Origin of the sequence: Streptomyces sp. NPDC032198 (assembly GCF_040636975.1) — a bacterium.
Classification (GTDB): Bacteria; Actinomycetota; Actinomycetes; order Streptomycetales; family Streptomycetaceae; genus Streptomyces.
The window spans coordinates 115653-126723 of sequence record NZ_JBEZVL010000014.1 but is presented as its reverse complement, the minus strand read 5'-3'; the positions used below and the strand labels follow the sequence as shown (position 1 = coordinate 126723).

The 11071-nt window shown below is 70.6% G+C and carries 12 protein-coding genes; 9 read left to right on the top strand and 3 right to left on the bottom strand.

Annotation, left to right across the window (positions count from 1 at the left end; all coding sequences use genetic code 11):
- Window positions 1-2: 2 nt before the first annotated feature.
- From blsG to AB0E78_RS32420, 9 genes are all read left to right on the top strand, one after another.
- The gene (gene blsG, locus AB0E78_RS32460; protein WP_361840153.1) at window positions 3-1169 is read left to right on the top strand and encodes an arginine 2,3-aminomutase; all 1167 of its coding nucleotides are present in this window, start codon (window positions 3-5) and stop codon (window positions 1167-1169) included.
- Window positions 1166-2344, top strand: coding sequence for a DegT/DnrJ/EryC1/StrS family aminotransferase (locus AB0E78_RS32455; protein ID WP_361840150.1), 1179 nt, complete (start codon window positions 1166-1168; stop codon window positions 2342-2344). The genes blsG and AB0E78_RS32455 overlap by 4 nt, the downstream gene beginning before the upstream one ends.
- Complete coding sequence (locus AB0E78_RS32450) at window positions 2341-3585, top strand: ATP-dependent carboxylate-amine ligase (RefSeq protein WP_361840147.1); 1245 nt, start codon at window positions 2341-2343, stop codon at window positions 3583-3585. The genes AB0E78_RS32455 and AB0E78_RS32450 overlap by 4 nt, the downstream gene beginning before the upstream one ends.
- Window positions 3586-3673: 88 nt before the next feature.
- A complete protein-coding gene (locus AB0E78_RS32445) occupies window positions 3674-4939 on the top strand; it encodes an MFS transporter (RefSeq protein ID WP_361840144.1) in 1266 nt (421 codons plus the stop codon).
- Window positions 4940-5058: 119 nt separating this feature from the next.
- Window positions 5059-6939 (top strand): hypothetical protein, encoded by a 1881-nt coding sequence (locus AB0E78_RS32440; protein WP_361840141.1) that lies wholly within the window; start codon window positions 5059-5061, stop codon window positions 6937-6939.
- Window positions 6940-7027: 88 nt separating this feature from the next.
- The gene (locus AB0E78_RS32435) at window positions 7028-7645 is read left to right on the top strand and encodes a class I SAM-dependent methyltransferase (RefSeq protein WP_361840138.1); all 618 of its coding nucleotides are present in this window, start codon (window positions 7028-7030) and stop codon (window positions 7643-7645) included.
- An 11-nt stretch (window positions 7646-7656) separates the two neighbouring features.
- Window positions 7657-8658 (top strand): thymidylate synthase, encoded by a 1002-nt coding sequence (locus AB0E78_RS32430; protein WP_361840135.1) that lies wholly within the window; start codon window positions 7657-7659, stop codon window positions 8656-8658.
- Complete coding sequence (locus AB0E78_RS32425) at window positions 8655-9176, top strand: hypothetical protein (RefSeq protein WP_361840132.1); 522 nt, start codon at window positions 8655-8657, stop codon at window positions 9174-9176. Before AB0E78_RS32430 ends, AB0E78_RS32425 begins: the two co-directional genes overlap by 4 nt.
- On the top strand, window positions 9173-9541 hold the full coding sequence (locus tag AB0E78_RS32420; protein ID WP_361840515.1) for a VOC family protein: 369 nt from the start codon (window positions 9173-9175) through the stop codon (window positions 9539-9541). Before AB0E78_RS32425 ends, AB0E78_RS32420 begins: the two co-directional genes overlap by 4 nt.
- Here the strand turns inward: AB0E78_RS32420 and AB0E78_RS32415 are convergent.
- From AB0E78_RS32415 to AB0E78_RS32405, 3 genes are read right to left on the bottom strand one after another with little or no spacing between them, the layout of a single operon-like run.
- Entirely contained in the window at window positions 9532-10176 is a 645-nt protein-coding gene (locus AB0E78_RS32415) for an endonuclease (protein ID WP_361840129.1), read from the bottom strand. The two genes, AB0E78_RS32420 and AB0E78_RS32415, sit on opposite strands and share 10 nt — an antisense overlap.
- 16 nt (window positions 10177-10192) lie before the next feature.
- The gene (locus AB0E78_RS32410; protein WP_361840126.1) at window positions 10193-10534 is read right to left on the bottom strand and encodes a hypothetical protein; all 342 of its coding nucleotides are present in this window, start codon (window positions 10532-10534) and stop codon (window positions 10193-10195) included.
- Between the two features lie 36 nt (window positions 10535-10570).
- The gene (locus AB0E78_RS32405) at window positions 10571-11056 is read right to left on the bottom strand and encodes a flavin reductase family protein (protein WP_361840512.1); all 486 of its coding nucleotides are present in this window, start codon (window positions 11054-11056) and stop codon (window positions 10571-10573) included.
- Between the last annotated feature and the right edge of the window lie 15 nt (window positions 11057-11071).

Below are 11071 nucleotides of genomic sequence, written 5' to 3'. Positions count from 1 at the left end.
CCATGTCCCGCACTCCTGGAGCCACAGACGCGGACCGCCACCCCGTTCCGGACCGGCCGGAGATCACCGAAGCGGAGTGGAACGACTGGCGCTGGCACATGCGCAAGCGTGTCACCAACGTCGACAAGGCACGGCAGTGGATCAACCTCACCCCCGACGAGGAACAGGCCATCGAAAAGTCGGCGGGCAAGTACCGCTGGAGCGTCACCCCCTACTACGCGTCCCTGATGGACCCGGACGACCCCACCTGCCCGATCCGGCAGCAGGCCGTCCCCGCACTCGGTGAACTCGCCGAGTTCAGCGGCGCCGAGGTCGACCCCGTCGGCGACATGTTCTACCGCAAGACCAACCGCGTGGTGCACAAGTACCCGGACCGCGTGATCATGCTGATCACCGAGGCCTGCCCGGTCTACTGCAGGCACTGCACCCGAAAGTTCCACACCACCGACGTCGACGGCAGCTACTTCCGGGACGACGAGGGCGAGTCCTTCGACGAGGACCTGCGCTACATCGCCGAACACCCCGAGATCCGGGACGTGCTGCTCACCGGCGGCGACCCGCTCTCGTACCGCGACGGCAAACTGGAAGAGATCATCTCCGGTCTGCGGGCGATCCCCAGCGTGGAGATCATCCGTATCGGCAGCCGCTTCCCGGTCCTGCTGCCCCAGCGCGTCACGGACGAGTTCTGCGAGATGCTCTCGCGCTACCACCCGGTCTGGCTGAACACGCACTTCAACCATCCGAAAGAGATCACCCCCGAGTCCGCCGCCGCGGTCGACCGGCTGCTGCGCCACGGCATCCCGGTGGGGAACCAGACCGTGCTGCTCCGCGGGGTCAACGACGACGTCACGACGATGCGCACGCTGATGACCGAGCTGTTGCGCATCAGGGTCAGGCCCTACTACCTCTACCACTGCGACAACGTCACCGGCGTGTCCCACTTCATGACCTCCATCGAGAAGGGCTGGGAAATCATGGAGGGCCTGCAGGGACACATCACCGGCTTCGGCGTACCGCAGTACGTACTGACGACGAAAATCGGCAAGATTCCCATCGCCCAGCCCTACTTCACCCCCATCCCCGAAGGCCTGCTGCTCCGCAACTACCGAGGCCAGGAGATGGTGGTCGACTCCTCGGTGCACCCGATCACGGAGGCTGACGCGACATGACCCTCGACAAACGGCTCGGATTAAGGTTCCTCCCGTACGGCGCCAACTACCTCGACTGGCCGGACATGCACGAGCTGCGTGCCGCGATCGAGCAGGGGGTCCTTTTCCGCTACCAGACGGAGACCGAGAGCGTCGCCTCGCGTCTCGAACAGCGGGTCGGGGAGCGGCTCGGCGCGGGCCATGTGCTCGCGGTGCACAACTGCACCGAGGCGCTGCGGCTCGCCCTGGTGTCCACCCGCCCGAGCGTCGGTGACGTCGTCCACATACCCGCGGTCACGTTCATCGCCGTGGCGGGCGCCGTCCTGTCCAGCGGACTCATCCCGGTCCTGGTGGACGTCGACGAATCACTCTCCATGGACACCTCGCTGATCCCGGACGGCGCCCAACGGGCCATCGTCGCCCACATGGAGGGCACCGTCGCGCCCCTGCCGGAGGGCGTCCCGTACGTCATCGAGGACAGCGCGCAGGCACTCGGCGCCACCTTCCCCGACGGGCGGCACACCGGCACCCGTGGCTACGCGGGCACCTTCAGCTTCCACCACAACAAGGTGCTGACCTCGGGCGAGGGCGGCCTCCTCGTCACCAACGACCCGGCCGCGTACGAGACCATGCGCTGCTATCACGACCACGGCTCCGCGCGGGTGCCCGGCCGCTACCCCACCTGGAACGAGGACGCCTACTACGGCGAGAACCTGGTCACCAGCGAAGAGGTCGCGGCGATCCAGTACCAGCAGTTCCGCCATCTCGACGAGGTGCTCTCCGGTCTGGAACGCCACCACGCCATCGCCATGGAGGGACTGCCCGACCGGGCCGGCCTCGACATCCTGCCCCGGGCGGCCGGCGACGTGAAGATCAGTCTCCGGTTCCGCTGCGAGAGCCGGGAGCTGCGCGACGCCGCCGTGACCGCCCTCACCGAGCGGGGCATCGCCAACTGGACGCTCAACAAATACCTGTTGCCCGACCACCCCGTGGTCGCCGGGCGGCGCTCGCTCTACGCCGACGGCTTCCCCTGGAACCTCGCCCCCGACCAGCCGCTCGCCCTCAGCCGTGACGGATTCGCCCGCACCCGGGACCTCCTCGACCGCACCCTGTGCGTGCCCCTCTCACCGGAGCTCTCCGAAGCCGAACAGGTCCTCGCGGTCAAGTCGGTCCGGCAGGCATGGGAGACCGTGTGAACACGCCGCCGGTGCTTCTGATGGCGGACGACCGCGCCTCCACCTTCACCCGGTACGCGGTGGACGCCCTGCCCGGCCGCCTCGTCCTGCTGCGGTTCGCCTCCGCACGGCAGGACCTCAGCGACGCGTACCTGCGGCAGACCGCGCACCTGCCCGCGTTCTGGGTGAACGAACGGCTGCCCCTGGAGGACGAGGCGGCCCGCTACCGCGCCTGGGCCGCGGAACTGCCCGCGCCGCCCACGCGGTTCTGCAACCCCTCCGAGCCGCGCCAGGACATCGCCCAGCGCTTCGCCTCCCTGGTGGGTCTGCCGCACCTGAGGCAGACCCAGGTGCGGTGGGTGCGCGACAAGGCGGCCATGAAGGACAGGTTCCGCGAGCTGGGCCTGCGCACCGCCCGGTACGCGCGGGTCTCCACGGCGGACGAGATCGAGCAGTTCGCCGCGGGGTGCGGCTGGCCCGTCGTACTGAAGCCGGTGGACTCCTTCGCCTGCGTCGACACCTTCCGGCTCACCGGCCCCGAGCAGCTGGCCGACGTGGCTCTGGAGAGCCGGTCCTGGCTGGTCGAGGAGCATCTGGGCGGCACGGAGTGGGAGGTGTGCGCGCTCATCCACAGGGGCGAGGTCCTCGACGCGTGGCCGAGCGCGATGCCGTGCCGCCCGCTGGACATCGTCGACGGCGCGATGAACGCCAACATCAGCGTCGCCACCGACGAAGGGCCGCCGTTCGACCTGCGCGGCATGCTCCAGCGGATCGCCACCGGCATGGGCATCGACCACGGATACGTGCACATGGAGTTCTTCCTCGTCGGCGACGAGGTGTACGCGGGCGAGATCGGGGTCCGCCTCGCGGGCTGCGAGATAACCGCCAACCACGGGTACGCCTACGGCTTCGACGTGTTCGGCGCCACGCTGGACGTCTACCTCGGCCGCCGCCCCGCCCTCGAGTACTCCGGGCGCCGCTGCACGGGCGACCTGCTGCTGCCGCTGCCGGGCTCGGGGACCGTGCACCGGATCACGCCCGAGGAGGAACTCCTGCGCCTGCCCGGGGTGGTCAAGAGCGTCCTCAGATACCGCGAAGGGGACCTCGTGGAAGCACGCCGCGCCTCGCACAACGCGTCCGGGTACGTCCACGTCACCGGAGCCTCGATCGCCGAGGTGGAAAAGCGTATGCGCGGCGTGCTCGACGCCTTCACGATTGAAGTGATCACCCAGGCGCAGGCGGCCGGAACGCTCCAGCACTGAGCCGCACCCTCACCGGCCCGCCCCGCACCGGCGCACCACGCGCGCCGGCACCCCCACGCCCGCAACGGGCCACCACGGAACAGGAACCATGGAAGTGAAGCCGAACGGTCTTGCCCGCCGTCTCGCCGCCCTGCTCACCCGCCGCCAGGTCGCGGGACCCGCCTGGTGGAGCGTGGTCTCCAGGCTGCCGGTCTACCTCATGTCCCTCGCCATGGTGCTCGTCGTGCGCGAACAGGGCGGCAGCTACGCCCAGGCCGGTCTGGTCTCCGCGCTCTACACCGTCGGCATGGCACTCGGCAGCCCGCTCATCGCCCGCCGGATCGACCGGCGGGGCCGCGGGACCGTCCTGGTGCTGACCGGCGTCAGCTACCCGGCGGCGCTCGCCGCGCTGGTGTGGACGACGGAGCCGGGCGACTGGGCGCAGCCGGCCCTGGCGGTCCTCGCCGGCATCACACTGCCTCCGGCGAACGCCTGCATGCGGTCGCTGTGGGCGCGCCTCCCGCTGCGCGACGACGAACGCGAGACCGCCTATCTGTGGGAGGCGCTGCTCACCGAAGTCCTGGTCATCGGGGCGCCGTTGATGCTCGCCGCGCTGATGCTGACGGGATCCGCCGGGACCGCCCTGACGGCGGTCTCGGTGATCGGCGGCGTCGGAGCGATCGGTCTCGCCTTCACGCGAGTACCCGAAGGCACCGAAGGCGCGGCGCGGGCGGCGGGCAAGGAGTCGGGGAAAGAGACCGGTCGCGGCAGCTTCCTCGGCCCCCTGCGGTCGTCGCCGATGCTCGCGCTGACCGCCGTCATGGCGCTCAGCAGCGTGCCCGTCGGTCTGATGACGCTGGCCATCCCCGCCTTCGTCGACGACCACGGATCACAGGGCAGCACCGGCCTGGTGTACGCCTGCTGGGGCATCGGCAGCGCCCTGGGAGCCCTATGGCTGGGACGCTCCCAGTCGGAGGTCGCGGTGCATCTGCGCTTCCCGCGCCTGGTGCTCGCCTTCGCCGTCGGCACCGGACTCCCGCTGCTCGCCACGGACCAGCTGACCCTCGCCCTCGCGCTCGCCGTCGGCAGCGTGCCCATCGCGCTCGTCTCCGCAAGCGAGATGTCTCTCGTCAGCCTGCTGGCGGACGGCAGTTCACTCACGGAGGCCTTCACCTGGGCCTCCCTGGCCACGGTGGTGGGGGACGCCCTGGGCCAGCAGGCGGGCGGGCTCCTCATGGAACCGGCAGGCCCGCGGGGCGTGTTCGCCGCGGCCTTCGGCATGTCACTGCTCGCCGCCTGCGTGGCCTTCGCCTGCCGGGGCCTGATGGGCCGCGCGGCCACCACCCCCGAACCCGCCGACGCGAGTGGCCGGTGAGGGGGCAGGGGACGGCCCGCCCGCCGCCCCGCCCTCGCCCGGCCAGCCGACCCCGAACCGCCATCCGCCCGACACGTCACTCCTCGCAGGGCCAGCGTAAGAACACGAGGTAACGCTTCATGAAGTCTGCCGTCTCCCGACAGAGCCACGAGCCGCCGTACCCCCGACCGGACACCGCGCTGTTCAGTCCGGTCAAGTACGGCGATCTCGCCCCGGCCGTAAGGGAGTTCCTTGACGCACCCGACCGGACGCCGATCCCCGTCCCGGTCGACGGCCGGGACGATCTCGTCCACAGCGTGGCACTGGCATCGCGCCTCTACTCCGGCGTGCGCCGGCCGGCCCCCCTGGACTACGGCGTCGTGCTCGGCCGGCCGGAACTGGCCGACGGCGTCGTGGACCTGGCCCGGCCGCTCGCCCGCGAGTGGCTCACCGAGGACGACCTCGCCACCTTCCACGACCGGCCCCCGGGGACGCTCCTGCTGGTGGGCACCTACGCCCGGCTCAACCTCGACCCGGTGCGCCCGCTGCTCCTGGCCACCTACCGCGACGCCCGGCGCGGCCTCTCCCTGCTGAGCGGCCGCGACGGGGCATCGGTGGCCTGGAACATCGCCAAGCAGTACGCGCGGCTGCCCGAGGACCTCGACGCGCTCGGCCTGTTCACGGACACCGACCGGCCGCCCCGGCTCCCCGGCGTCAAGGTCTTCGACGACCGCGACTTCGAACGCCACGACATCCAGGCCGAGATCCTCGGCACCCAGTGGCGCCGCGTCGTCTTCCAGGGCCACGGCAAGGACGACAGCATCAACCTCGGCGAGTTCACCATCTGCGGCCTCAACGAGTCCGCTACCGCCCTGCCGGGCGTCCTCGCCCCCCGGTGCGCCTATGGACTGCCCTGCTACAAACCCGAGGACAAACTCGTCCCCCTCAACAAGGTTGAGGCGACGGAGCTGGTCCTCAGCGCCTGCAACAGCGGCCCGCTCGCCGACCTGGCGCTCTACGACCCCAAGTACCAACTCCTGCTCAACGCCCTCGACAGCCCCGCCCGCACCATCGTCTCGGCCGTCTCCGTGCACGACTCCGACCGGCCCGAGAACGTCGCCTGGATGCTCGCCGCCGCCACCGGCGCGGACTCCGTGGACACCCTCAACGCCAGCCTGGCGGGCTCCCATCCGTACCCCGCGTTCATGCGCTTCGGGCTGCCAGGACAGCCCGAGGACACCCCGGCGCCCCCGCCCCCCTCCGACCACGCGCCCGACCCGCTCGTCCTCACGGTCGGCCGCCGGCTCTCCGCGCTGCTCACCTCGGATCTGCTGCCGCACAACCACCCCCTGCGGCCCCGCCTCGGCAAACTCGCCCGCAAGGTGGACCTCCTGGTGGCCCGGCCCACCCACCTCGCCGACCAGTCGCCCGAGGAGATCCGCTCGTCCCTCTCGGCGGACCTCCAGTCCCTCGACCATGTGATCGCCGGACAGGTCTCGGAGAACCCCGAGAACGAGATCATGAACTACCCCGCCCACTTCGGCGACCGCAGTTCACTGGACCCCGACGTCCGCGAAGTGGTCTGTCACTGCGGCCGCCCCGCCCAGGAGTTCGTCCGCCGAGGACTGCTCCCGCACATCCTCGACACGCTCTGCGTGGTGTGCATGCGCTGCGGCGACGTGACCTTCCGCGTCCCCGAAGCGCCCCAGCTGCTCGCCCACGCCGCCGACGAGGTGGCACAGGGCGGTGTGCTCGAAGTGCGCGCCTCCCTCACCGCGGCGCGCCCCGGACCCGTACGGCTCGGTCTGTTCCTGCCGAGCTATCTGCGCGACGACACCACGGTGGAACCGGCACGGGTCAAGGTCCGCGCCTCGGACGACCGTGCCAGGGACGTCGTGTTCACGGTGCGGTTCGCGCCCGACACCGCCCCGCAGGCCTACTACTTCACGGTTTTCGCCGTGCAGGACCTCGCTGTCTCGACCGCGCGACGGCACTTCGGAGTCGTCCCCGGCCATGACTGAGACAGCGCCGCCAACACCCCGGCACCCACACCCGCCCACCCGACCCCCATTACCGGACGGAACACCGGCCGGACGAAGGACGGTTGTCATGGAGAAGACCCCCGCACCGGAGATCGAGCTCATCGACCGCGACGGCGAGGTGACACTGAGCATCGGCGGCGAACAGGCCATGCAGGCCTGGGAGCGCGACCTGATGTGGGCCAGCGCCGACATGCTCTGCCGCCACGGCAAGGACTTCTACGAGGTGGGGCTCGGTCTCGGCCTCTCCGCCCTGCGCATCGCCGAGAACCCCGCCACCCGCAGCCACCGGGTCCTCGAACTCTTCGGCGAGGTCGAGGACCTGTTCCGCCGGAGCCACCCGAAGCTGCCCGGCACGCTCTCCATCGAGCGGGGGAACTTCTTCGAGCGCGTCTTCGAGCTGGAGTCGGAGAGCATCGACGGAATGTTCTTCGACCCCGCCCTCGACATGGAGGTGTGGAAGGACGAGGAGCTGTGGCGCAGGGCCATGCCCGAGGTCGTCCGCGCGCTGCGCCCCGGCGGGGTGTTCATCCCCTTCTTCAGCACCAAGCCCGAGCTGCGCTGGCAGTACGTCCAGCACTTCCGCACCATCCACGTGGAGCGCCACCCGTACACCGCGTACGACACCACCGAGTACACCTACGGCACCACGGGTGACGCGTACATCCAGTGCTTCTACAAGGACTGACGGGGGGTCATGTGCACAGCACCTATGAAACCGTCGAGGACGCCTATCTGACGGAGCTGCGGAGCACCTATCTCTCCGCCGAGTTCCGCAACTCCCCGCGCGGCTTCCCGTCCCGTGAGCGACTGGGCGCCGGATTCCAGGTCCGGCACCCCGTCCAGCGGCACGTCGCGCTGCCGGGGCGCAGATCCAACCTGGTCTTCAACTTCGCCGAAGCCCTCTGGTACCTGTCCGGTTCGGCAGGCCTCGACCTTGTCGCGCACTACGCGCCGAGCATCCGCAGGTATTCGTCCGACGGCGTCACCCTGACCGGCACCGCCTACGGACCCCGCATATTCGACTACCGGGGGACGGGCCTCGACCAGTGGCGCAGCGTCATCGACGTCCTGGCGGACGACCCCGACAGCAAACGCGCGGTCGTGCAGATCTTCCACCCGGGCGAGCTGCGCGAACCGGGCAACATCGACGTCGCGTGCACCCTCGCCCTGCAGTTCATGCTCCGCGAGGGGCGGTTGCACGCCGTCGGCTACATGCGCGCCAACGACGCCTACCGCGGCATGGTGAGCGACGTCTTCTCCTTCACCTTCCTCCTGGAGATGCTCGCCAGGCAGCTGGGTGCCGAGGTCGGGAGCTACGTCCACCAGGTGGGCTCCCTCCATGTGTACGACAGCGACGCCCCGCTCGTGGAACGCGTCCTGCGGGAGGGCGCGGACGACACCGGCCCAAAACCGTTCCCCACGATGCCCGCGGGGGACAACTGGCCGCACGTGTGTGACGTGCTGCGGATCGAGGCGCGACTGCGCGCGAACCGGCTCCGGCTCGGACCCGCCGCGCTGCGCGCCCTGGACCTGCCCCGCTACTGGCAGGACGTTATCGGGCTCTTCGAGCTGCACCGTCAACTGACCTTCGAGGCCGGCACGGACCGTGAGCTGCTCGACGAACTCCCTCCCCTGTACCGCCGGATGATGCTGTGCCGATGGCCCCGTACCACTGCCGACCAGGAGGTCTCCGCATGACCATGACTCCCGCCCGTGAGCTCGCAGGTGAGCTCGGCGTCAACACCCTGTTCCTCGCGGGGCCCTTCCTCCAGCTGCTCGATCCCGCCACCGGCGAGATGCCGTCGGGAACGCGGGCACCCTTCGCCTCCTTGATCGAGCATTTCGAGGGGCACGGGTTCAGCGTCCACAACGCACACCGCCGTGAGGCGTGGGGTGCCGAACTGATGGCGCCCGCCGTATGCACCCCGCTCGACCAGGAGGAGATCCGGAAGGCCGACGTGTTCGTGGGCTTCCCCGGGCTTCCCGCCTCTCCCGGCACGCACATCGAGATGGGCTGGGCCAGCGCCTTCGACAAACCGATCGTGCTGTTGCTGGAGGAGGGCCAGGAGTACGCGTTCCTCGTCCGCGGGCTGCACGCGGTGGCGACGGTCGAGTACGTGGTCTTCAGCGACCTGGAGACGGCGCTTCCCGACATCGACGAGGCGGTACGGCGCGCGGTCTCGCGACAGCGGGAGGCGGCGAACCGGAGCCACTGAGACAGGGAGCCCCCGTCAGCGAACCGACGGGGGCTCGCTGCGCGCCCGCGTACACCCACCGGAAGAGGCAGCTCGGCGGCGAGATCCGGCGCTACGACGAAGAGTGGTACGACCTGTACGCCACGGGCGGCGCCCGGATCTCCTTTCAGCGCGTGCCGGATCACCGGCCGCCCAAGTGGCCGCAGGCCGAGTCGGATTCGCAGCAGCTGCACCTCGACTTCACCGTCACCGACATGGAGCGGGCGCACGAGGAGGTGCTCGCGGTGGGGGCGAGGACCCTTGACCTCGACGACCGTGGCGGCGAGCGCGGCTGGCGTGTCTACCCCGCCCCGGCGGGATACCCCTTCTGCCTCTGTCAGGGGTGAGCGGCGCGGGACGCGGAGCGCCGTGATCCGAGGGCGGCGCGGACGAGTGCCGCGGCCGTCACGCCCGGCTTCTCGTCGCCCGCGAGCCGCAGCAGCGCGGACGTGTCCCGGGGCAGCCCCAGGCGCTCGGCGCCCTGGAGCACCTTGGCGTCGAAGCAGGGCGCGTACTCGGTCCATACGTCCTGGACCTCGCGCAGGAAGATGTCCGCGCCGGTCGGGCCGAGGCCCGGCATCCGGCGCAGCAGCCGCTTGAGGGCCGCCGCGTCGCCGTCGGCCTGCTCGCGCACCCTGCGCAGGTCTCCGCCCCATTCGTCGAGGACCAGCCGGGCGCCGTCGCCGAGCTGCGTCGCCGTCCGTTCGTCGTAGCGCCGGTAGCCGCCGCGCCCCAGGGCGTCGACCCGCTGCTGCCAGGACGCGTCGGCCATCTGCCGTGGACCCCGCATCCCTGCCTCGTACAGCGCGCGGGTGCTCGCCACCGCGACGGATGCCCGAATCCGGGCGCTGAGCAGGCAGGACAGGACGAGCGTGCGGTAGAGCGGCTGGGGAGTGTCGGCCAGCCGGATGCCCGCCTCGGCCGCGTACGTCTGTCCGGACGATTCGAGCAGTTCCCGCATCACAGCCTGCCGGCCGGTCATGTCTGTCCTTCCCGTGTCAGTGCCGCCGTCCCGTGTGGTCCCGGTGACGGTGGTGCAGGGCCGAGTGAACGGCCAGGGCCAGGAGGGCCAGGACCGAGAAGAGGATCGCCAGGCCCGCCAGCGCCCAGGGGCTGGGTGGGTCGCCGCTGACCGACTGGGTCGCCCACACCCCGAAGAGCACGGCCAAGGCCAGGAAGAGCGGTGTGTAGACGTACGTGAGCAGGTGGCGCAGGCGATGGGCGCGGTGCGTGGGCGGCGGGGGCTCGCCCGGCTGACGCTCGGCGCGCGGTCCGGGACGTTCGCCTTCCATGGCCACCTCCAGCAGCGGAGGGCACAGGCTGCCGTTGGTCCGTGTCACGCTCCAGGATAGTCCTGCCGCACCGCCCCGCCGGGATCATGCCGGGTGGCCGGGGGTGAGGTCGGTGACGTCGCTCAGACGGATCAGCTCCTCGTACGGCGGCGGGTCCGCGCCCGCCTCCACCGGAGTGAGATGGAAGCCCACGTGATCCCCCCAGTCGGCGTGCCGCTCGATCCTGCCGACCCACCAGGCGCAGGAGTCGGTGAGCACGGGGGCCCCGCCCGTGCGCGGCTCCCACCGGACATCGGCGAACTTGTCGACACGGTCACCGCACTCGCCGCCGAACAGCCGCGCGAGATCCTGCTGATCACGTCGGAGGAGATGCACCCCGAGATACGCGGCGTCCCGGGCGACCAGATAGGTGTGGTTCGCCTTGGAGAGCCACACCACGAAGCGAGGCGGATCCAGCGCACACTGCGAGCCGAATCCGACCAGGCAGCCCGCGGGCACGCCGTCGGCGGCCGCTGTCACCACGTACATCGGGTAGTCGAGCCGGTCGGTGAAGACGTCCATGTCCACCAGGTCCACCAAAGCGAC

Excerpts from the sequence above, each read along its gene's own strand:
- blsG (WP_361840153.1), top strand. The coding sequence starts at position 3 with ATGTCCCGCACTCCTGGAGCCACAGACGCGGACCGCCACCCCGTTCCG.
- AB0E78_RS32445 (WP_361840144.1), top strand. The coding sequence starts at position 3,674 with ATGGAAGTGAAGCCGAACGGTCTTGCCCGCCGTCTCGCCGCCCTGCTC.
- AB0E78_RS32440 (WP_361840141.1), top strand. The coding sequence starts at position 5,059 with ATGAAGTCTGCCGTCTCCCGACAGAGCCACGAGCCGCCGTACCCCCGA.
- AB0E78_RS32415 (WP_361840129.1), bottom strand. The coding sequence starts at position 10,176 with ATGACCGGCCGGCAGGCTGTGATGCGGGAACTGCTCGAATCGTCCGGA.
- AB0E78_RS32425 (WP_361840132.1), top strand. The coding sequence starts at position 8,655 with ATGACCATGACTCCCGCCCGTGAGCTCGCAGGTGAGCTCGGCGTCAAC.
- AB0E78_RS32455 (WP_361840150.1), top strand. The coding sequence starts at position 1,166 with ATGACCCTCGACAAACGGCTCGGATTAAGGTTCCTCCCGTACGGCGCC.
- AB0E78_RS32435 (WP_361840138.1), top strand. The coding sequence starts at position 7,028 with ATGGAGAAGACCCCCGCACCGGAGATCGAGCTCATCGACCGCGACGGC.